The organism is Cytophagales bacterium, assembly GCA_033344775.1.
Lineage (GTDB): Bacteria > Bacteroidota > Bacteroidia > Cytophagales > Cyclobacteriaceae > JAWPMT01.
Genome location: JAWPMT010000005.1, coordinates 643960 through 666767, shown reverse-complemented (window position 1 = coordinate 666767; position 22808 = coordinate 643960). Strand labels below are relative to the sequence as shown.

General features: G+C 45.0%; 14 protein-coding genes. 6 read left to right on the top strand and 8 right to left on the bottom strand.

Annotated elements, in window-relative coordinates; all coding sequences use genetic code 11:
- Positions 1 to 3: 3 nt before the first annotated feature.
- From R8G66_20415 to R8G66_20390, 6 genes are all read left to right on the top strand, one after another.
- Positions 4 to 303, top strand: coding sequence for a PAAR domain-containing protein (locus R8G66_20415; GenBank protein ID MDW3194755.1), 300 nt, complete (start codon positions 4 to 6; stop codon positions 301 to 303).
- Positions 300 to 716 carry a GPW/gp25 family protein gene (locus R8G66_20410; protein ID MDW3194754.1) on the top strand — a complete coding sequence of 139 codons (417 nt, stop codon included), beginning with the start codon at positions 300 to 302 and terminating at the stop codon, positions 714 to 716. The genes R8G66_20415 and R8G66_20410 overlap by 4 nt, the downstream gene beginning before the upstream one ends.
- Positions 713 to 5071 carry a hypothetical protein gene (locus R8G66_20405; GenBank protein ID MDW3194753.1) on the top strand — a complete coding sequence of 1453 codons (4359 nt, stop codon included), beginning with the start codon at positions 713 to 715 and terminating at the stop codon, positions 5069 to 5071. The genes R8G66_20410 and R8G66_20405 overlap by 4 nt, the downstream gene beginning before the upstream one ends.
- A complete protein-coding gene (locus R8G66_20400) occupies positions 5071 to 5868 on the top strand; it encodes a hypothetical protein (protein ID MDW3194752.1) in 798 nt (265 codons plus the stop codon). The genes R8G66_20405 and R8G66_20400 overlap by 1 nt, the downstream gene beginning before the upstream one ends.
- A gap of 81 nt (positions 5869 to 5949) precedes the next feature.
- Positions 5950 to 9138 (top strand): hypothetical protein, encoded by a 3189-nt coding sequence (locus R8G66_20395; GenBank protein ID MDW3194751.1) that lies wholly within the window; start codon positions 5950 to 5952, stop codon positions 9136 to 9138.
- A 3-nt stretch (positions 9139 to 9141) separates the two neighbouring features.
- Positions 9142 to 12696, top strand: a complete 3555-nt coding sequence (locus tag R8G66_20390; GenBank protein ID MDW3194750.1) for a contractile injection system tape measure protein — start codon at positions 9142 to 9144, stop codon at positions 12694 to 12696.
- Positions 12697 to 13189: 493 nt separating this feature from the next.
- On the opposite strand, the gene R8G66_20385 is transcribed toward R8G66_20390, so the two are convergent.
- The 8 genes from R8G66_20385 to R8G66_20350 form a co-directional block, all read right to left on the bottom strand.
- Positions 13190 to 14239: a hypothetical protein gene (locus R8G66_20385; protein ID MDW3194749.1), complete on the bottom strand. Its 1050-nt coding sequence runs from the start codon at positions 14237 to 14239 to the stop codon at positions 13190 to 13192.
- 16 nt (positions 14240 to 14255) lie between these two features.
- A complete protein-coding gene (locus tag R8G66_20380) occupies positions 14256 to 15569 on the bottom strand; it encodes a SusD/RagB family nutrient-binding outer membrane lipoprotein (protein ID MDW3194748.1) in 1314 nt (437 codons plus the stop codon).
- A gap of 11 nt (positions 15570 to 15580) precedes the next feature.
- On the bottom strand, positions 15581 to 18892 hold the full coding sequence (locus R8G66_20375) for a SusC/RagA family TonB-linked outer membrane protein (GenBank protein ID MDW3194747.1): 3312 nt from the start codon (positions 18890 to 18892) through the stop codon (positions 15581 to 15583).
- A gap of 380 nt (positions 18893 to 19272) precedes the next feature.
- A complete protein-coding gene (locus tag R8G66_20370) occupies positions 19273 to 19569 on the bottom strand; it encodes a hypothetical protein (GenBank protein MDW3194746.1) in 297 nt (98 codons plus the stop codon).
- Between the two features lie 101 nt (positions 19570 to 19670).
- Positions 19671 to 20303, bottom strand: a complete 633-nt coding sequence (gene rsmG / locus R8G66_20365) for a 16S rRNA (guanine(527)-N(7))-methyltransferase RsmG (GenBank protein ID MDW3194745.1) — start codon at positions 20301 to 20303, stop codon at positions 19671 to 19673.
- Positions 20304 to 20309: 6 nt separating this feature from the next.
- The gene (locus R8G66_20360) at positions 20310 to 20918 is read right to left on the bottom strand and encodes a sigma-70 family RNA polymerase sigma factor (GenBank protein ID MDW3194744.1); all 609 of its coding nucleotides are present in this window, start codon (positions 20916 to 20918) and stop codon (positions 20310 to 20312) included.
- Entirely contained in the window at positions 20909 to 22024 is a 1116-nt protein-coding gene (locus R8G66_20355) for a glycosyltransferase (GenBank protein MDW3194743.1), read from the bottom strand. Before R8G66_20355 ends, R8G66_20360 begins: the two co-directional genes overlap by 10 nt.
- A gap of 126 nt (positions 22025 to 22150) precedes the next feature.
- Positions 22151 to 22672: a hypothetical protein gene (locus tag R8G66_20350; GenBank protein MDW3194742.1), complete on the bottom strand. Its 522-nt coding sequence runs from the start codon at positions 22670 to 22672 to the stop codon at positions 22151 to 22153.
- Positions 22673 to 22808: the final 136 nt, after the last annotated feature.

The following is a 22808-nucleotide window of genomic DNA, read 5'->3' as shown; positions in this document are numbered from 1 at the left end:
GATATGCCCCCAGCTGCGAGAATAACAGATATGCACACTTGCCCGATGCAAACCCCTGCGGTACCACCGATACCCCATGTAGGTGGCCCGATCATTGGACCAGGCGCTCCCACGGTATTGATAGGTAGCATGCCTGCTGCTGTCATGGGAGATTCCTGCGTGTGTGTAGGTCCGCCCGACTCCATTGTCAAAGGTTCGGCGACTGTCATGATAGGAGGAAAACCTGCCGCCAGAATGGGAGACACCACGGCACATGGGGGAAGTATTGTTTTGGGTTTACCCACGGTAATGATTGGAGGATGAGCGATGAAAAGTCATTTTTAGGTAGGGGATGGAGTTTTCCCCCTACGTTTGAAAGAGGTGCCGGAGGTGTGAAAATGACCGAAGCGGATGAGGATATTCGTGAGAGTATCTGGATCATCCTTTCTACCAGGCCTGGTGAAAGATTGATGAATCCGGATTTTGGATGCGGTATTCATGACATGGTTTTTGAAGACATCAATACCACACTAAAGAGCCGATTGAAAGATACGGTGGAGCGAGCATTGGTCATATATGAGCCCCGAATCGAGGTGCTGGAAGTAGAAGTTCATACGGATAATAAACTGGAAGGATTGGTCAATATAGATGTGTCGTACAATGTGCGGCAGACCAATACACGATCTAATATTGTCTATCCATTTTACTTTTTGGAAGGAACAGATCTTAAAAATTGAGTAAGACACATACAAATATCAAACACGAAGGGACGACCCAAAAGCAGCGACTTCCGGAAGCACTCGCCGAGGATTTCGTGAAAATGGAGGATCGTACCAAATATGCCCGTATCAGGTATTTGTACGAAATATCCAAGTACGTCAAGTTCTACGATGAAACCAACAAAGAAAATGGTCGGTGGAGTCGATTGCTTGAAATGGACGAGATCATACCTTTGGCTGAAGTCCGGAGTTTAGATGTCAAGACATTTCAGGATCAGTTTTCGCGTCACATGCTTTGGGCGAAAAAAGGCAGAGGTCATGCCCGGCAATTGTTCTTGGGACGAGCGGCTTCAGTAGCCAATAATCTGGTCAATAAGTTCTCGGATTATCGTACCCGTATCGAACGGGCCAATGTGCCGGAATCAGCGCAAAACATCAATAAAGAGTGGAAAATGGCGCTGGATGAGATGCATCGTTTTCAGGAGCAGATCAAGGCCAAGATCCGTTTGTTTCATGGTGCGGATGAATTCCAATCCAATGAGTACTTTGATCAGATCAAGCGCCTTTTCAGGCAAATGACGCATAGTGTTGTTTTCTTACAGTCGCAGACAGAGAAGTTTCTGGAACTCTCTTTTGGCCATGACGGGCATCAACCCCATTTGGCCATGCTGATCGCATTCGCAGATCTTTTGCACCATTCGGGTGAAAGCATCAATACCTTCCCAGCCAGGCATAAATCATTTTATTTCAAAGACTTATTGAAATTTCGTCCCAGGGATGGTAATGCGGATCAGGCCATTGTCAATCTACAGTTGGCTGAAGGGTTCAATAGTTATGAAATACCCAGGGAAACCGCCTTCATAGCCGGACAGGATAGCGAGGGCCGCGATATCATTTATCGCAGCATCCAATCCACCGTCTTAAACAGGGCCACCATTGGCGCATTAAAAGGTATTCATGTAGAGCGAAGTGAAGACAGCAGCTCGGAAACGTTGAACCTGCATCAATTTGAATACCCCTTGCAAGCGACTGATGAAGATTGGCCCATTTTGGGAGACCTTGGAGCCAGTGGACATGAAAACGCTCATTTTGGATTCGTTATCGAGAGTCCTTATCTATTGCTAAAGGAAGAAAGCCGTAACCTGGAATTTGATATCCACTGCAGCACCCGTGCTTTCGGCTTGGTAGAGGTTTTGAAAAGCAGTTTGAAGGATATGGGCAAAGTCCGAAATTTCGGTAATGTTCGCCTTAAACACATATTGTCCACGGAGCTAAATCAGACAGAAAGGGGCGTGGAAGCTACCATTGGTAATTTCTTTTTGAAAAACATGGCCATTCTGTCGATCGATGATAAGACGGAGGTTTTGCCAGAAGAAGACTATCTCGTTAGTGATTACTTCTTCAATTCCATTTTTAGGATCAATGGAGGAGATTTTGCGGCGACACCAGTCAAAGCATTTCTGGAAACGGCGGCTGATGACGGAGAGACGCTCGCCGAAAAAATGATGGATGTTCGGCTGAAAGATTTCATCAGGCTCATTGAGCGCAAAATCCGGATCCGGCATGAATTGAATCACCTTGATAAGTTTCTGGCCACCTTCGAAGGAAAAAAAGACCCATCATCCATCAAGCGGTTGTTCCGTGATTGTCTCAATATCTATTATACATCAGCAGAAGGGTGGGTCAAGATTGATCCAACGTTAGTTACATGTCCGGAACTGTATCCCGGAAGTAAGAAAAAGAACTATACCATCAAGGTGCTGTTGGTGCTGGATGAAAACTCACCCGGACTTGAGCCACTGGTCTATGAAGAAGATGATATTTCATACTTCCATTCACCGGCAGTTCGATTTGAGCTCAACCCTACGGCCTTTGTTTATCCCTACGATTTCTTTTCCAGCATCAACCTGGACAAAATAGATTGTCGGGTATCGGTGAGAGGTCTGAAAAGCCTGGTAGGCTACAACCAACTGGGCCCCCTTGATATTTCTATGCCGTTCGCACCCTTTGGACCTACACCTAATCTGGATTCTTATTTGATCTTAGGAAACTCTGAGTTGTTCAGAAAGGATGTGAACCATTTGGGAGTCAATATTGAGTGGATGGACCTGCCAAAAGATTCCGGTGGATTCAGGGCTTATTATAACCTCTACGATTTAGGGATAGAAAATCACTCTTTCAAAGCCAAGTTGTCCGTTCTCAAAAATGGAGATTGGGCGCCTTTGACAAATGAGCAGCAGGAATTTAATTTGTTTGAAAACGAAGTAGAAAGTCAGGAAAACAACACCCTCAGTACGCATGTCTCATTGGAGGATGTAGACACTTCACGGCTGGCCTTTGAAAAAGATTTCAGCTGGAACCCGGAAGAATTGCATTACGATCATCGCTCAAAACGTGGTTTTTTGAAACTGCAATTGTCAAATCCGAGTGATGCTTTTGGTCATCAATTTTATCCTAACCTCTTGTCGAAACTTGCCTTTAACAATGCAAGGAATGCTACCCGCTGGTTGTCCAATATGTTCAATCGCGATGAGGAGATGGAGTTGCCGGAATTGCCTTACACGCCCAAGATCAATCGGGTGACGCTGGACTATGATGCAAGTTTTTCTTTAGAATTCACGAAAAATAAGAAGGCCAAAGACTTCAAAACGAGATTCCATCACTTGTTGCCATTTGAGGGTTACAATGAGATTCCGATTGGTGGACGCAAAACCGGAGCCACCTTCATTCCACAATTCCGGCAGGAAGGTATTCTTTATATAGGAGTGAAGGACCTAAAGCCTTTTGATACGCTCACCCTCTTTTTTAACATGAAGGAACGAGTGACTGAGCAGGTGACGGATAAATCACCTAAGATCTACTGGGCGTATTTGGAAGACAATTCCTGGCGAAGGTTTCAGTCGGACCAGATCATCAAAGATTCTACCGATCGCTTGTTGCATTCCGGGATTGTGAAACTGGATGTCGGACCCTTTGATACGTCTAATAATACCATTTTAACAAACGAACTATACTGGATCAGGGTTAGCGCATTGGAACACACCGAGGTGCTTGGAATGGTCACAGAAATATCGACCCAAGCCATTGAGCTGACCTATGATCGTAAATCAGAGGGGTTCAGAGATCTGGATGAGAATCTTGCTCCTGGAAGTATTGCTGCTTCAGAACAAGAGCTGGTTGGAATAGATACCATCTCTCAGGCCCTGGAATCTCAAGGTGGACAGGGAGCCGAAAGTGACCTTTCGTTAGATGCACGTATTTCGGAACGGCTTCGTCACAAAAATCGCTGTGTAGACCTCTATGGTTACGAAAGAATTGTGCTTGACCATTTTCCTTCGGTGAATAAGATACTTTGTCTAAGTGCGACGGATTTAGGGATGATGGGCTTGTCACCGGGAAGAGTAATTCTCGTAGTGATTCCAAAGACCAATAATCGGGCTTCGTTGTATCAGGAAACGCCTACGGTAAGCATCAGCGAGCTGCGGGAGATCAGGAAGTACCTGGAGACAATGACTTCTCCGTTTGTGAAATTAACTGTGATCAATCCCCTATACGAAAAACTGCGCGTCTTTGCCAATGTCAAATTTAAGCGAGGTGTGGATGTTGGTTTTTATCACCAGCAGTTGAATCGGGAATTGAAGTCCTTTATCTCCCCCTGGCTAAAAGGCACGGAGGAAGCACCATCCTTTCAAAGAAAGATCCCTGTTGCGCAGGTGGAATCATTTATTCAATCACGAGATTATATTGAATTCGTCACCAAAGTTTCCCTCCTAAAAGTCAATCAGAACCTGGAGGGCGGTGAGGAAGAATTGTTGCCCCCATTGCAAGCGGAAACCTATGCAGGAGATACATTGGAATTCAATGTCACGAATCCTAAGGATGAGGCTCAGTTATTTTCTATTCGTGTGAAACTTGGTAGAGGCGAGGAAGTAAAGGAGCGTAGTAATATGTTGCTTTTCACATTAAAGGAATTTGTAAACAAGGAAACGGGGAATTCGGATCTGGATGAGCTTTTACTCCGAATTGAGCGGTTAGTTTATGAGCAAGATTATGTGGCATTTGTGACCAGGAGCAGTTTGGTAGAAAAGGTAAATGGTTCATCGGACCGAACCGAGGGCTGGTGTGTGCTTCCGGGAGAAGAATGGTTGCACTATGAAGTGTTGGATACCGGAGAAAATACACCGGAAATCGAAATGGAAGAAGAGGAAGTTGACAAAGAAAAAATACAGGGAAAATACCCCTGGTCTTTATTGACTACTGCTTCTAAACATGTGATCACCACGATTTCCATTGATCAGTACGAAGCGCCGGATCAGGCTGGCATTGAAGAGCTTTACCTGGATGAGGATTTTGTAATTCGAAACGATGAGTAATGGCTAAACAGGGAAGAGAGAAACTAAAAGAACTGTTCCGAAAAGGATTAAAGCCGACTGAAACAAGTTTTGGTACGCTCATAGATTCATTTTACAATCTGGAGGATGATAATCTCGAAGATTGGTTAAGTGAAAACTTCACGATTGTTGCGGACAAGGACAAGCAGCGACTAATCTCATTTTATAAAGACCTCAAATCGAGCAAGAAGCCGCCCCACTGGACTTTAAGGCTTTCGAGTGATGCCAGCAAGTTGATTTTCTCCAACCATCAGGGGAAAACTATGCTGTTGCTCAAACAAAATGGCCACGTAGGGATCAATACCAACTATCCGAGTACACCACTGGACGTAAGAGGGACCATTACTGCGACTGGTCGTCGTGGGTCTTATCGATCAACCCCGGAGAAACTGGAAGCTCCGGCGGATGGTGATTGGCATCCGATACTCACCAACCTGAAGGGGGCGCAAGTATTTGAAATCGTGGCTGGCCTAGGTAATCGCTTCGATGAAAACGGACGGTACGCTTTGATGCACGCCATCGTGACCTGTGTGCCTAAACCGAAAGGATTACTTTCGATGATCTTCGGAGCACGGAACAAGATCAAGGTCACCCAGTCCTTTACCCATGACCTCCGGAGTAAAATGGACTTGCGCTGGGTTTATTCCAAGGCGAACGAAGCTTACAACCTGGAAGTGCGCACCCGAATGAATTACGGGGGTGGCCTTCATATTGCCTACCACATTACAGATCTATGGTTTGATCCTTATATGGAAGGTGCCCTACCCAAACGGCAATGATTGAGTGCGTATGTTAAGTGGGCCGATCCATACAACCAGTCATTCGTCACCAGTGGTGTTCATCCGTATTATTTTTGATGTATGAAGGAAGCCAATTTCATACAGAAAGACGAGCAGTCCCCTTTTCATAAGGATTTCAAGGCGTTGCAGGAAGAAGCGATTGAGGGGATTCAGAATCTGGCTGGTGATCTCTGGACGGACTACAACACGCATGATCCGGGGGTAACTATTCTGGAAAATCTGGTTTTTGCCATCACAGATCTGTGTTACAAGCTCGGATTTGATGTACAGGACTATCTGGTGGATGAGGAAGGCCAATTGGATCATGAGCATCTGGGACTTTACACACCGGGGCAGATCCTTACGACAAACCCTGTTACCATTCAGGACTTTAGAAAAGTACTGTTCGATCAGATCGATGAAATTGAGAATGTTTGGGTCGAGCCTGTTCCTGCTGGAAAAGGAGAGGTAGAGGGACTTTACAATATGTATGTTTATCTAGATCCTGCTTCCTGGAATCAGGGCCGTCTGCACTCGGAGGAGCTAAAGAGCAAGGTGGAAAAAGATATCCTGGGTCAATGGCCTGGCATCCGCAGTTTTGGCGAAGACCTGAACAAGATTGTTTTTCTGGAGCCGCAATACATTTTTCTGCGTGGAGAGCTGATTTTCAAAAACACCGATTCTCTGGAAGAGACCCTGGCTGAAATTGTCTATCAAATGGACAATTACTTTTCTCCAAGTGTGGGTCGGAAAACGCTGGAAGATCTGGTGGAAGCGGATGAACGGCTGGAAGATATTTTTGATGGCCCACTATTGAATACCGGATTTATTTCCAATTTGCCGGCAAGACCAACGGAAGTTTCCAGGGCCCGGGTTTTGGCCATCCTGTCTAATATTTCCGACATAGAACGTGTAGAGCGTCTGCGGTTGATTGAAGGAGAATACGTTGATGGAAAGTGGGAAGAGAAAGAAAACACGGATGACAATATCAATATTGACCGGATCAAGGTAAAAGAAGGTTTTATTCCGCGGTTTCGTTTTGAGAAAAATGTGAAAGGAGATCTGACGGATCAGCCAGTGGTTCGCAGCAGTGGCACGGATTGGATCATGACCTTGAAGCTTAGGAAAAAAAGTTCTTCCAAATACCTGCCAGTCAGTTATGACAAGATGATCCGTTCCTTGAGGAAAATGCAGGCACTTCGAAATCGTAGCTATTCCATCAAAGAATCAAAATCACAGCAAAACCAGCATCCCGTTGGACAATACCGGGATTTTGGTCGTTATTTCAGTGTCCGTGAGGTTTTTCCATATATTTATGGGGTCAATCGTTTTGGCTTGTCCCGACATGAAAAGGAATTGAGGAAAGCTCAGGTCAAGCAGTTAAAAGGATACTTGTTGCTGTTTGAACAATTATTGGCTAACACCACCTCTCAGATCCAAAACCTTAAAAACATCTATTCTACGGCCGATGAACATGCCTCGCGGTTTTATTACCCGAAGACTTTTTCTGAGGAAGAGATGGAGGACATTGCCGTATTGTATGACCTGGAAAAAGTAGCAACGGTAGATGATGCAGCGCTAGATCCAAATTCAACGGTGCTGAATCTGGCATTTGAAGGGTTTAAAGATGGACTTTCTGGTGAGCAGGCAACCAGATCCGAAACAGAATTATTGACTGAATTCAAAGAAAGTTTCTTCGAAGATCCGGTCGATTTTTGTGATCATTTTGAAAAAGGAATGGCCGCATCTCCCTATTCAACAGATGATGCTTATGCTCATCTGGATGAGTTTTTGAAACACACGGGAATAGACTCCAGAGTGGCGCAAAAAGCCTTCGAAATGCTGGAAGCAAACCTTACTGCCAGTTCGGAGAAAAAAGCCAAAGGAAACTTGTTAGCGTTCAATGAAGGAAAAGAGACGCAACAGGTAAATACGGAGAAAGTGTTGCAGAACCTGATGGATCGGCTAAGTCAGCACTTACCTCATTTACCACATAAAAGCAAGGTGTTGGACTATATGCTGGGTCTCTACGGTGAGCAATTTCGACAGAAAACCCTTCGAAGAATAGGGGGGCCGCGGAAAGGAACATCAGAAGAGCAGGATATCATCGAAAACAAACTTCGGATGATCCGAAAGCTACCCAATTTCAGCGCCAACTTATCGAAAGCGCCCAGCTATCCGGCAAGTAGGGAACCTTCAGAGATGAATGGTTTCGAACTCAAAGTTCAGGTGCTATTAGGGCTTATCGAAAATGACCTGGATGGAAGTGAAGGGCGGTCTTTGTTCAATATTTTTAATCCCAGAACCTTCGTATCGGATTTCGCTATCAGAAAGGAACCGTACTATTCTATTGAACAGAAAAGTAGGATCAAGTCAGAGCAAATTTATTCCCTGATCGAGAAGAGACTGATTCCTTCTTTGAGTGATTTTGAAGAGCCAGCCGACCACAGCATTTTGACAGATGAAATTAAGCGACGGATCAAATTCTTCAAGCATGACTACTTCAGTGAGTCCTTTTTGAAAAATGGCGTTGACCCTGAGGCGTACTTCATTTACCCGATTACGAAGAGAAAGGTGAGAGAAGAGCAGTATGAGGATCAGGCCAAATACTATTCACACGTATGGAAAGAGGAAGGTGGCGTAGAGGAGTCTCATTCGTTTCACTTGTTGCTGAGGACCCGTTTCTATGATCGAACGGAGTGGTTTGATCTGGGTACTTTGGATTCTCTCGAACATGCGGTAAATATGGGCTGGTACCTGATTGATATTTGTGGAGACCTCAACCGTTCCACAGAAAGGTTTACCCTGATTGATCACATTATGCTTCGGCCAGATACCGATGAAGAGGATGTGGATTTTCGGGAGTTTTTTAAAGACAATCAACAAGTTTCTATTACCAAGGAATTTAACTTTTACAACTTCACCGCTAGCCTGATTTTGCCCAAATGGAACCGTCGATTTGGCGATAGGGCATTTCAACAATTGGCGGATGAGACGATCCTTCTTAATCTTCCTGCACATATCCTTGGCCATGTCCATTGGCTGGACGTAGAGCGATATCAGGAGTATGAAAAGTATTATGAGGCCTGGATATCAGACTTGGTTTCTGTCGAAAACAGGCGATTGGAGTCGCTGGATGCCAAACCCGACAATAGGCGAATGAAAGAGCGGCAGCTGGAAGAAGTAAAAGCGAAGCTTCAAAACAGCAGAAAAGCCTTTGTGCTGTTCTTGCTCAAACTACAACAGGATCGTTTCCACGAAACCCTGTAACTGGTGGATTATCGCATTGACAAGGTTAAGTTCGATGTGGACTTCTATGATAAGGAGGATGCGAGGGATCTTCAGGATAAGTTTTTCAGGATTTGCAGGAATGGCCTGGACCGGGCACTGGAAGGAGTATTAGAGAAATATGAACTGTCCATAAGTATTCCGAGCATAGAGTTGGACCTTGGAGATATAGCGCATCGTGACCTGGATAATGAGTTGCTGGACTTATTAGTTGAGAAATTTGAGGAGGCCTTAAAAGACCATTTGCAAGACTTTCATTTGCATCAGTCTTCAGAACAATTCCAATTTGAAGCACTCACCCTGTTCCTTGAAAAAGGATTGAAACATTGGAGCGATGTAGGAAAGTTGTCCCTGCTCGAGCTGTTCCGGGAAGTACTGAAGCGTTCGGCCGGTTCGCTGATTCGGTTCATGGTCAATACCAGACATAAGCTGACAGTGGTGTCACGTTTGGTCGCCCTCATTCATGAACAGGATTATTCGGCATTAATCAGGAAAATGAGACCTGCTGAGGCCAGTTTCATCCTTAAATTCATCGAAGAAGTAAAAGAAGTCAACGCGATCCGTGCTTTTTCACCAGCTACTACTGGTCAGCAGTTAGATGATTGGCTGCGGCAACTGGTGCTGATTGACCTGATCAAAACATATGGTTCTGCTTTCAATCGACGGATGTTCATTGAACGGAATTTACAGGGATTGGCAAAGCAATTCAACCTGTCCTATTTAGAATTGCTCGAACGTTTTCAGCAAATCCTGAACGAAGACATTCCTTTCAATATGACCAGTACCTTACCTGGAATCATAAAAACCATTTCTGAAAAGTATCAAAAGGAAGAAGCGATAACAGAAGAAGAACCATTTGATAAGGTACTCGTTTTTGGTTCGCTGATTGCCATCAATGCGTCGTTGCACCAGTTGCTACAGGAGGATTTTGAATCAGTCATTGAAGCGTATTCAGGTGAGGTGAGCGTTTATCTAACGAGGCATACACGAACCTTAGATCAGGTGAAATCGCTGGTAGGTAAACTAAAAGAGCCGCAGCTGGAGAAACTGATCGAGGTGGTGGAGCCTGACGAACACGGCTACATTCAAACCTACATTTCGGGGGCGAAAGGCATTGCGCACGAACGATTAGAATTCCGGTCTGATCAGGACATGCATGCACAGATTTATCAAATTGTGATAGCCTATCTGTTGATTGATCGGGGTACGAGGTTCAATCAAAAAGCATTCCTGAAGTACCAACTACTGGAGATGAGTCAGGCCACTGGCATCCGATACAAGGAAATTCTCCATTTGCTTCGTGAATCGCTTGAATTAATGGGGTCCCATATGAGTTCAGGGATGCTTTTATTTCTGAAAGAGTTTTTATCGGAAGAAGAAACAAAGGTTATTGATGAAGCGCTAAGTGATGAAATAGCCGTAGATGAACTGGAGTTAGTTAAAGAATACCTTAAATCAGGAGCACTTCCGGTCCATCTCAGGTCCCAGCTTCATGCTCCAATGACCATAACGATTCAGGAGTTGCTCGCAGATGAGCAATCCAGGGTGGATCTATTTATTTTTTTGGAAGCAGAGCAAGCCAAAATGCTTGAGGTCATGGTGGATCTGAAACAAAGCGAATTTGAGGTATTGATCCGCATTATTCTGATGGAACATTGGGCCTTGCCAGAAGCAAAGGCCGAGCAGTTTTTTCAGCAGTTGAAGAGGTTGGAACGTCAGGTGGTCTATCCGGTAGCCTATCGGAAAGTAGTCTTCCAATTGTTGATGAGTCCTACGTTAAAAGCTGGACAGTTCTCACAAGCGGATGTCACTACCATCCACGCATCTGAAGTTTCAGAAATGTTAGTCTACCAGCTTCAGGAATACCTGTCGCTACCACGGATCCTGGCGCACCCCGATTTTGAGAACACCCTTGAATTCAAAGGTGACCGGGAAACTTCCTTTTCCATTGCTCGAAAGCGATTGCTCGCGGCGATTGAGGACACCATACAAGTTTCGCCACCTTACGAAAAAGAAGCCATACGCCGTGCCTTTCTTAAGGTGCAGGAAAGTGATATCGAGACTTTTACCTTGCTTGATCATCTCAAAGAAGCCGAGGTGCAATACCTTTTTGCCAGTCTGGATAAACAGCACTTCCAAAAACTCATTGAGCAATTGGCGCTTGGCAAATGGCAGGCTTTAAAGAAGACATTATTACTCGTTGTAAAAGGAGGGGGAACTCAGCATCAGGAAGTAGCCCGTTTTTTTGCAGCACTTGTTCGGCAAAGGAATGAAAGTATTTCGCAGGTGTTTATTTGGATCAATGAGCAATACACTACACTCAATCTGCCTGATTATTACGTTGCACAAATCGCTAGCCAGCAACAAGAGATTCAAGCTAAGCTTGATTTATCCCTAGTTGAAACTAACGAGGTGCGAGGACATAGCGAAGCGCATGAATTATTGATTAGCCTATTAAATGATCATGAAGCAGATGCGGCTCAAAAAGAAACCGTCGATACGATTTTTAATCAGTTGCTCAAGAAAGATCCTAAGACATTGTTCAGGTTGTTGCATGAAATTTCGTTCAGTTCGGTTGCTGTTGCGCGTTATATTGATAAGTTGAGTACTGCTAGTATTGAGCATTGGATCAAGTACGAGACCGGAGCTGGTTATCAGGAGTTTCAATCTTTTACCAGGAATATTGAACATTTCCTACTGGCTGTCTTCAAAATTGATCGGTCCATTCATGTAGATCAAAACAGATTGTTGGCCATTCGATTGATGCTCGCCAATCGGGTAGGGCATTATGCCATGAATTTTGATCAGGTGTTCCGTTTCTATTTGCAGGAACTAGCGGAGCATTCGGCCTATAAATATCAGTTGGTTCAGAAGTGGTTGTTTCAGGGACTCAAGCGACGTTATCAGCAGTTCAGTGAAGTGCTGGAACCTAATCAACTTGCCTTGTTGGAGGAAGAGCTAAAACCACCAGGGGAGAAGTCACAATATAAGGAGGAGGAAACATTGGAACTTCTTGAAGAACCAGCAGAAGCCCTTTCCAATTTGAAGGTTCCCAATTCGGGATTGGTGTTGATCTGGCCCTTTTTTCAACGACTCTTTTCTATGCTGGGTTATCTGAACGAGGAATTTACATTCAAATCCAATGTTGAGAAAAGTCGAGCTGTGCGATTGTTGCACTACATCTGTGGGTTCGACTGGGATGAACCTGAATACAACCTGACTCTCAATAAAATTTTGTGCGGCATGCCCTTTTCTGAACGGATGGAGCCGGGTTTGGAAATCACCCAGGAAGAGGCAGATACCGCCCAGCAACTATTAGAAGGAGTGATCCAGAATTGGGATAAACTGGGTCAGACATCTGTTGTCGGATTTCAACAGTCCTTTTTACAAAGAGATGGTTTTCTCGAAAAGGAAGATGAAAGCTGGAAATTAAAAGTAGAAAAGAGTGGGATAGACGTCCTGATTGATCATATGCCCTGGTCCTACGCCTCTGTGATCCTAAGATGGATGCCCGGCGCAGTGTATGTGGAGTGGAGGTAGTGGTTGGATCAGAGTGTGTCATGCTGAGCCTGATCGCAATTTCATTGCGATTATGTCTTTTCAAATGCCCAAAAGATCCGACAGCATTGCAAATGCTGCTGAGCGGAAAGTGGCAGGAAATAGGCATAATAAAGAAGAGTGATATGACTCCAGCAATTGACCTGGAAGTATTCTAATCTTTTGGAACGAAAAAGAAATCCAAACCCCTATAAAAAAAGAATGGCTATCACCTTTAGCAATAGCCTTTCGAGAATTATACTACTTAGTTTGTGTTTTTATCTTATCCAGTGTAGGCGTCTGTTGTTATTGCGTCGCCTGAGTAATTAAACCCTGAATGCAATTTTAGGGTTTCGTAAATTTTAGAAATTGTAAAAAAGGCCGAAACCCCAGATAAGGGGTTCTTTTTTTGTCTCAAAGTTGGACAATAAAAAAGCCGACAGAGATCTGCCGGCTTTGAATCAAAAAACCTAGACTTAATTGGTCCTATCGTAGCCTAGTTCGTTAGATTGAAATCACCCACATTCAGGGTGTTTCCAGCTAAATCTTCAACTGTCAGGCTCAAGACAGCTGCACCTGTCCCGTCATAAGCGTAATCAAAAGTGAAACCATCTTCATCGATATCGATATCAAGGGCCACCCCATCCAATGTCGCGCTCGCCGAAGCGATCTCTTCATTGAATACCAGCAGTACACGATTGCCAACGGAAGCGTTTCCTTCTACGGCAGGAGCAACATTGTCAATGGTGAATACGGCTCCAAGGTCTACCACCTCCATCTCAAATCCAGCTGGACTTACCGCAGAAGCATCACTGATCTCAAAGCTGATAACATCACTGTCCGCAGCACCCGCAGTATAGAGGAAGTAGTGTCTCACGATTTCACCATCTTCATCTTCCAATGACCGAACTTCACCGATTACATCGTCTGTGTTTCCAGAAACAGAGGTTCTCGTAATGGTAGGCAGGGTAGCCAGTACCGCTCCGAGATCACTGGTAAACTCAAGGAATACCGTATCCGATTGTCCGTTACTGATGATACCATCTGAAGCGATTGAATTATCATCCAGTTTTACGGTTTCGACAAGGATCACCTCTTCGTAATCAGCCACTGCATCAAATTCACGTGTATTGGCATTACTCGTGGTATAAACGATGCCATTGCTGGTGATGGTAGAGGTAAACTCAAAACCATAACCCTCAACATAATCGCTGACGTTCGTACCTAGTGCCGTAGCAATGTCCTGCAGTGAGAATGAACCACTGTAGTTGCCACTGATCGCGGCAGTAATCAGCACGCCTGAAGTCGTGCTGTCAGCTACTGTCAGCTCATATTGCTCAACGGCTGTTCCAATGAACTCCATCTCAAATGATACAGTTGCAGATGGATCAGACAGGCTTAGACTTCCGGAAGGAGAAGTCACCCATGCAGCCGCTGCCGCAGGTGTAGTCCCTTCATTGAAGTCCTGAAACTGACCCGCCCGGTCACATGACCATACCAGCATTGCCAGAACAGTCACCATTAAAATATTTCGAATATTTCTCATCGTTAAAGTCATTTGATTAGTTATCCCAGTCTACACGTTCGAACAGAATGTTGGCATCCTGAGCAGGCGCATTGGAATTGAACAGATATTCATTGAAGCTGTAATCCCATCTTCTAGGCACCTCAGTTCCGGAAACCGGAGATAAGGTCGGAATGCCTGTTCTTCTCCAATCACTGAATACTTCTGCCTGCGTGAACAGTCCAATGTATTTCTGGATCATGATGTCCTCCAGGGTGATGTTACCTTCACCTGGATCAACAGCACTCTGAGCCGCATAAGCCGCATAGGCTTCTGGAACGCCTGCTTCTGCGAAAGAAGCTTCGATACCATTCAGGTAAGCTTCTCTGATGGTAGCCGCAGACCCGCCGGTACGGAATGCCGTCTCAGCAATGATGAATTGGATCTCACGATAAGAGATCATTTCCTGGCGATAGGTAGCAGACAGATAAGGATGAGATCCATCAAATGTGATGTCCCATGCATCTAGTCTCGCTTCGTCGTTGAATCCTTCCATGATGCCTCTCAGCGTAGGATGGAACTCGATATCACCTGTTCTTCCGATGTTGAATCTGTACCAAGGCGCACCAGCAGCCACACTTGGATAAGTGTAAGCCATGTTATCTGCAGCACCTTCGTAAGCAGCTTGTGCATGTGTCAACGCCTGGCTGTAATTGCCCTGATGCAAGTGAGCTCTTGCCAATAAAGCATTCGCAGACTTGGTCCACAAGTCAATGTCACCACCATGGAACACATCTTCGCTACCAGGGACTACTGAACCAGCGGTGCCATTGAATAAAGTGATGGCCTCTTCCAGTTGTGCGATGATCGCAGGGTAGATCACTGTCTCCTGATCTTCGAAAGCAGGATTGAAGTTCTCAGAACCCTGAACTGCTTCCTGAAATGGGATGTCTCCCCAAACGTCAGTAGCCATCATCCAGGCAGAAGCTTCCAATACGTTAGCTACACCGAGATAGTGGTTGTAGCCATTGTCGATAGACTGCTGCTTGATGCTGACCAATTCTACGAGTGCATTCTCATAGATCTCAGCCCAGGCATTGTCAAATCTGTTTGGCGTAAGCACGTACTGATCGAAAGAAGTCCACTGACGTGCGACACCTTGTACTTGCTGCATGAACATCGTGTTGAAGCGTGAGAATGCTCCGCCCCACACGTCTACCAGAATCAACTCTACATTAGCCAATTGACCAGAGACGGAGACATTGATCGGTTTGTTAGGATCTACATTTTGATCCGAGAAAAAATCCTCACATGAGAATGCTGTCAACATCAGTGTCAGCATCAACAAAACTTTATACTTTCTTAATTTCATGATCTGATCAATTAAAAGTTTAGTGAGAGTTTGAACAGGGCAGTTTTCGTGCTTGGCTGGTTGAAGTAGTCAAATCCCTGACCATTTCCAGTTCCTGTCAAGCTCGTCTCAGGATCAACCCCATCGTACTCGGTTGTGAACCAAAGGTTTCGACCGATGAATCCGATAGATCCACCCTTGATGAAGCTCTGTCCAAAGAAAGTAGAAGGAAGCGCATAAGAGACTGAAACTTCTCTCAAACGTACCCATCCGCCATCTTGTACGAACTGCTCTCCAACTGCACCAAATCCACCAAGAGATGACTGCCAGTAGTTTTGGTCTCTCACGATAGGAATGTTGTTGGCTACATAATTAGGATTGTCTGTATCGCCTACGTTGATCACACCAGGCAAAACGATAGGAGCTTCTTCTCTGGTTTCAGCAGTCAGCTGAGATCTTCCGAAGAAAGAAAGCGCCCATGCCGTACCATTCCAAAGGTCACCACCTTGTCTCCAGTCCAAAAGGAAGCCAACAGTGAATCGCTTGTACGAGAACGTGTTATTCCATCCTGCGATCCAATCCGGGTTAGGATTACCAATCGCCCGCTGCGTTTGGTCAACTAACTGGTAGCCATATTCACTTGAAGTAGGATCGCTGTTGATCACGATCGCACCACCAGGGATGTTCAAATCAGTATCTCTATCGGTTCCTGCATCTTCTCTCAGGTAAGCACCTCCGAAGATCGCACCATACTGGTTACCAGTGACCAGGTAGCTACCTGCACTGTTGAACCCAGCCAGGAACAATCGCTCAATACCGGGAGCCAACTGCTTCACGATGGACTGATTTCTGGTCCAGTTGATCTGCGTATTCCACTCGAAATCTCCAATGCTCACAGGCGTAGCATTCAAAGTGATTTCCCAGCCTTCAGACTCGAGGATACCTGCATTTTGCCATACACTGGAGTAACCAGTAGATCGAGGCAAAGAAGCGTTCAGGATAGCATCTTCCGTTTCACGATTGAAGTATGTCACGTCCAATCCAACTCTTCCGTCAAGGAATCTCAAATCCAAACCGAACTCAACAGTTGTAGAAAGCTCTGGCGTCAATTGAGGGTTACCTAACTGGTTATCCAACTCGAAAGAAGTCTGTCCACCGATAGGCCATGCGATGCCAGGTCCCCAGCCGTCACCAACGGTGTTGGTTTCATAAGGAGTACTGGTCAGGTAGGCGAATGGTGGAGGTCCACCCACTTGCGCCCAAGACGCACGTAATTTACCGAAAGACAAGAATCGGTTATCAGGGATCATTTCTGTGAAAGCATAAGAAAGCGATACAGAAGGATAGAAGAAACCAATATCACTGGCGTTGAATTCCTGTCCAGGAACCACCAATCTTGAGTCATAATCCTGACGAGCACTTACGGTCAGGAATACCGTGTTTCTCCAGCTACCTTCTACCTGACCGAAAATACCTAACTGACGGTATCTTGTGTCATCCTCGATAGAACTGATGGTTGAAGCATTACTGATGTCCTCAAATCCCTGGATGGTCAAGCCATCACCTTGGGTGTACGAGTTTCGATCATTGTACGTAAAGATGTTGATACCTCCTGTGTAGTTCAAGGCAAACTCGTTAGACAATTGTCCCTGTCCGGAAATACTGGCAATCAGGTCCGTCTGAACAGTGGTATAATCGTCGATGAAAACCTGTCCATTAGGATTGGTTCTGGAGTTGATCTCAAAGTTTTGTTCTCTGATGTCGTTGGTAACGTCCGTACCGACATTTACAGAGAAGTTCAACCAGTCATTAAGGGCGTAGTTCACTTTGAAGCTACCGAATACTCGATTGACTTCCTCTGCTCTGACAGCATTGTTGATTACCCAGTAAGGGTTGTCATATCCGCCGCCGCCACGGTAGTTACGCTGAGCACCATTCGCGAAAATGTAAGATGAAGGCTGGTCAACAGCATCAAATCCAAATCCGTTTGCGTTATCAAATGAGATAGGCGTTCTGTAAAGACCTAACAACAGACCAGAGGTGTTAGAACCTTGCTGGATTCTGTTTAAGTCAGATCTTGCGTAATTAATCGTAGCTGCGAAAGACAGCTTTTCAGTGGCTTGCAGTGTGCTGGCCAATCCGACCGTTCTTCTTTTATACTCTTCATTAGGAATGATCCCTTCCTGATCGTGATTGGAGAAAGAGAATCGGAACGTTGCGATTTCGTTGCCTCCCTGGATACTCAATGAGTTAGCGATGGTAGTACCTGTTTGGTAAAAATCATTCAGGTTGTCGTACAATCTGGCTGGCGTGCCATTTCCGGTTCCAGCAGGTACCAGGAAGCCATTTCGGTCGTACAAATAGTTGCCATCTGCGTCGAATGCTCTGTCTGCAGGTGCATCCGGATGATCGCGATCCGTAGAAAATTCCAGATCAGTGATTCTAGGTCCCCATGAACCAGAAGCACCTGTTGAAGGATCTCTGTAGCTACCATTACTACCCTGTGCATAGACGTTTTGCAGCTTAGGGTTTCTGGTAATGTTGTCGAAAGCGACGGAGTTGGTGAAGTTCACGCGTAATCCGGTACCTCTTTGTCCTTTTTTGGTGGTGATCACCAATACACCGGAAGCACCCGCTGTACCGTAAAGTGCGGTAGCAGCAGCTCCTTTAAGTACACTTACAGACTCAATATCTTCTACATTGAGGTCCATCAGCCGGTTACTGGTTGCAGTTCCATTTGTGTTCGTATTAGAAGCGTTGACGTCACTGTTGTTCGAATCGTTGTTGGTTCTTACACCATCGATAACGATCAAAGGCTGGTTGTTACCTACCATAGAGGTCACCCCACGAATAAGGATACGAGAACCACCTCCCGCAGAACCGGAAGAACGTGTGATCTGTACACCGGCAGCTTTACCAACGAGTGCATCTACTGCACTTGCCGCTCCTGAATTGGTGAGTGCTTTGCTTTCCACTTCCTGAACAGCAAATCCCAGGGCTTTCTTGTCCCTGGCTACACCCAAAGCAGTTACCACGACTTCCTGAAGTTCCGTAACGTCAGATTGCATGGAGATGTCTACAACCGATCGAGACCCGATCTCAGCCTCCTGGCTGACCATTCCGATGAAGGAGAATACAAGCGTTCCTCCATCAGAGGGCACGGTTAGCCGGTAGGTACCGTCCAGGCTGGTAGTAGTACCATTTGCGGTACCTTTCAAGATAACGTTGGCGCCGGGAACCGGCTCGCCACTGTCATCTGTCACCTTACCTGAAACCGTTCTGTCTTGCGCCTGGAGTGAAAAGGTCACACCGAGGCACAAAACGAAAAGTAAAATGTTCCTCATAAGATTAGATTTAGTTAAACATTTGGAATTATGATCGGTAATGTTAGAGGTAAAAAAGAGCGAGGAATTGTAAAAAAGACGGGTGACCGGTTTAGGGGTGTATTTTCATCTGGTGGTTGCGCCCACCTGACAGGGGGATAATTGCAATAGACAAAGGACCGCTACCAGCGTGTGTTTTGTCAGGTGATGATTGGTCTTTGAGTTGATGATTGATTGACTCAAGGAACGTACCACTATTATAATGTGGCCATTTGAGATTAAGATGAGATCAATTACTCAAATAACGGAGAAAAACAAAAACGTAAGTGCAATTTCTGCTCAGAAGGAATGAGCATCCTGAAGCTTCATTTTCAGGAGTAAGTAAAGGGGAAAGAGGCTACTCAATAAATGAACCCAAAGAACCAGGTCATGAACCCGGCGGTTACCAGTGCGGCTATGACACCCGCAATTAGGTCTTTCCTTCTGGATATCTTATTGATGCGTTGTTGTTGCTCGAGAATTTGCGCTTTGTATGCCGCTGATACAGGAGAAACTTCGTAGGGATTCAGTTCAGGAAATGCAGGTTCGAATAAGGAGGTATCAAAACTCTCGAACTTATGTGATCGCCGCTGCCCAACACGAGACAAGTTGCTTCGGTTCGTTGCGATCATGTTCCTTACCATTCCGTAGCCATCCATAGAAGTATAGGTTTTTTGTTTGTAAGATAATTGAACGGAAATTCTGAATTCAAGTTTTACAAGTTCCCCCTTAGCAAGGGCGTGGCCGTAGGATTTTATCCTCAAAAAGGAATATAAATCAACTTTTTCGTTCGGAAGTAATCCTCTTTGAAATACGCCTTAACTTCAACCGATTCATACGGTCGATTCAGTTCCTTGAGTTCCTCATCCAGATCACCACCTTTTTGACAAATGATCCCGTTACGGATTTCATGTTTGTGCGATGTAGCGATCTGTTTTTTGGACCATTGATACAATTTAGCTGAACGTGCTACGGCTCTGGTAACGATAAAATCAAAGGGGCCTTCGATAATTTCGGATCGAGACTGGATGCCAGTAACATTGGTCAGACCCAATTGTGCGGCAGCATCATTGACCACCCGGATCTTTTTCCCAATGCTGTCTATCAGGATAAATTCAACGTTGGGAAACATGATGGCCAGTGGAACACCCGGAAATCCCCCACCTGTTCCCAGGTCCATGACCCTGGACCCATCTTTGAATGTGATGAATTTGGCAATGGACAGGCTGTGCAGGACATGCCTGATGTAGAAGTCATCAAAATATTTTCGGGACACTACATTGATTTTGGCATTCCAATCGGCGTAGATGTCGCCTATCTCTGAAAACTGTTTGGCCTGAAGTTCGGAAAGGTTAGGAAAATACCTCGCAACCACTGACTGGTCGAATAGCATGTTTAATTAAATGTGGGACTTTTTGTCTTTTACAAGATCATACATCAATTCACGTGCCCGATGGAGTTGCGCTTTCACGGTGCCCAGAGGAGCATCCAGTTCTTTGGCGATCTCCTCATAAGAAAGCTCGTCAAAGTAGCGCAGCCGAACCAGTCGCTGATATTTAGCAGGAAGCTTGGTCACAAACATCCTAACCAGTTCTATTTTTTGTGTTTTGATGGTTTCTTCGTCAGGGGTCAGGTTCCGATCTTCCACATCGATGTTTACCGAGTCACCACTTTCATCGGTAAAAGAAGTGTTGAGGCTGTAGGTCTCAAGCTTTTTCTTTCGAATGAAATCAATAGCATTATTCGTGGCAATACGGAAAAGCCAGGTGCTGAAGGTATAGTCTTTTTTGAACCGTTTCAGGTTTTTGAAGGCTTTGGCAAATGCTTCGATCGTCAAGTCTTCCGCATCATCCACATTCCTGACCATTTTCAGGATCATGTGATAAACCGGTTTTTTGTACCGTTCCATCAACTTGGCAAAAGCACCTTCATCCCCTTGATTGGTGGCCTGGTCGATCAGTTTGAAGTCGTGTAAAGCTTTATCTGAAAACTGTCGATCTAATTCCATCTGATGTTTTTTCTGAAGAATGCAACCGTACTGATCACAGGAGTGAACGTGGCGTATGCCAGATCAAGAAAAGGAGTAAACCAAAACTTATATCCCTGTCCCATTTTTTGAGTTGACCACTTGAAAAATATTCCTTTCAACGCTAAAACGCCAAGCATTGTTCCGTAGACCAAAAGTGTTTCGACGTTTAGAAAGGCTAAAATAATGAAACTAACCCAAAGAAGAAGGTGAATATTTCCACGTAGCAAGTGCCGGAAAATGATAATCGGTCTGTAGAATTTGGAGACGGAGTAATGTCGTTTCTTTTGTTGGAGATATTCACTCCATTTCTGTTTGGGTTTGGAATGGACCATGAGGTCGGGGCTTACAGCGATTCCGGTATTGCGATGGTTAGCATGTGATTGCACAAACAGGTCATCATCTCCACCTGTGATGCTTTGATTGGCACCAAACCCCAGGTTATCCAGGAACAGTGATTTTCGATAGGCCAGATTCCTGCCAACACCCATATAAGGAATGCCCAGTCGGGCGGAAGAAAGATACTGGTAAGCCGTATTGAACGTTTCATAACCGATGTACGCGTTCAGAAAGCCTTTTTCCTGAAAATACGGTGAATAACCCAGCACAATGTCCCGTTCCGCAGTAAAGTGTTGCGCCATTCCGCTGACCCACGAGGAAGAAGCCGGTCGGCAATCGGCATCAGTCAGTAAAACCCAATCGTATTTTGCCCCTTTAATGGCCAGCGTGAGACCAAATTTCTTAGGATGGAACTGATCCGGTACATAATCAATGATCATGGTCCTCAGGTTCGGATGATTAGGCTCCAGCGACTTCATGTAAGCCAGACTTTCGTCAAAACACCGGTCCAGAACGATCACTACTTCATAAGCCGTATGGTCCTGCTCCAACAGCAAAGGCACCAGTTCCTTCAGGTTAGCTTCTTCATTTCTTGCACAGACAATCACTGTGACCGGAGGATTCTCAACGGAGGATGGTGAAGTCGGTGTGAAAATCAATGCAAGTGTTTTGATCAACACAGGAATGAGGTGTAATCCTGCCAGGGCAAGGAAGAGATAAAGTAATATTTCTTCTGGGCTAAAAGACACGCTTCGCAATCAATTCAAAAGGGGATGCGAAACTATGAAAAAAATAGACTGGAAAGAAGAAAGAGCAGGATAGTAAATCTTGTACCACGAAGGTTGACCGACGTGCAAGACAATTTCACTTTTGGGTCAGGGTGCGAGATAAATACTGAATCCGATATTGAGCGAAAAGCCAGTTAGTCCATCAAAGTCGCCATTAGTATTGAAGTAGGTAAGAGCGGGTTCAATCGCAATGTTATTATTAAGAAACGCCGCGTACCCTAGTTCAAGACCCAGTAACGATCCGTTGGCGGAAAAATCAGAAACTCCATTGTCGCTGTTATTATTCACCAGGGAAAAATTGGCGCCAAAAAATACATTGTCAAAGTAATACCGGGCAAAAGGTCCGATGCTCAAGTTTGTGTTGGAGAAATCACCTTGACTGGAGGTGTTAAAGCCAAGGTTCAAGCCAGTGACCAGATTGTCGATGAAAAAATACCCGCCTTGAGCATTTAGTGAAAAGGCCACTTGGTTGTCTTCAACTCCATCCTGACTTTGAAAGCTAAGGCCAGAGTTAGAACCGGCACCTAGTAAGAGCTTCCCTTGTTCAGTTTGTGCGTTTAGTTGTAAGGCGAACAAGCCCATAATTGTCGCGAATAAAAATTTTCTCATAATGGTTATTGTTAGTTATAAAAGATGTTTCACTGGGTATACGAATATCCCTCAAGAACGATTCTGAACCATCGAAATAAATTGAAGCGATTCATTACCTTATAAATCCATAAATTGGTGATATTATCGCTAAATA

What these genes read in the sequence shown, in the direction of transcription:
- R8G66_20410 (MDW3194754.1), top strand. Translation starts at nt 300, where the DNA reads ATGAGCGATGAAAAGTCATTTTTAGGTAGGGGATGGAGTTTTCCCCCT.
- R8G66_20370 (MDW3194746.1), bottom strand. Translation starts at nt 19,569, where the DNA reads ATGGATGGCTACGGAATGGTAAGGAACATGATCGCAACGAACCGAAGC.
- R8G66_20415 (MDW3194755.1), top strand. Translation starts at nt 4, where the DNA reads ATGCCCCCAGCTGCGAGAATAACAGATATGCACACTTGCCCGATGCAA.
- rsmG (MDW3194745.1), bottom strand. Translation starts at nt 20,303, where the DNA reads ATGCTATTCGACCAGTCAGTGGTTGCGAGGTATTTTCCTAACCTTTCC.
- R8G66_20360 (MDW3194744.1), bottom strand. Translation starts at nt 20,918, where the DNA reads ATGGAATTAGATCGACAGTTTTCAGATAAAGCTTTACACGACTTCAAA.
- R8G66_20350 (MDW3194742.1), bottom strand. Translation starts at nt 22,672, where the DNA reads ATGAGAAAATTTTTATTCGCGACAATTATGGGCTTGTTCGCCTTACAA.
- R8G66_20380 (MDW3194748.1), bottom strand. Translation starts at nt 15,569, where the DNA reads ATGAAATTAAGAAAGTATAAAGTTTTGTTGATGCTGACACTGATGTTG.
- R8G66_20385 (MDW3194749.1), bottom strand. Translation starts at nt 14,239, where the DNA reads ATGAGAAATATTCGAAATATTTTAATGGTGACTGTTCTGGCAATGCTG.
- R8G66_20395 (MDW3194751.1), top strand. Translation starts at nt 5,950, where the DNA reads ATGAAGGAAGCCAATTTCATACAGAAAGACGAGCAGTCCCCTTTTCAT.
- R8G66_20375 (MDW3194747.1), bottom strand. Translation starts at nt 18,892, where the DNA reads ATGAGGAACATTTTACTTTTCGTTTTGTGCCTCGGTGTGACCTTTTCA.
- R8G66_20400 (MDW3194752.1), top strand. Translation starts at nt 5,071, where the DNA reads ATGGCTAAACAGGGAAGAGAGAAACTAAAAGAACTGTTCCGAAAAGGA.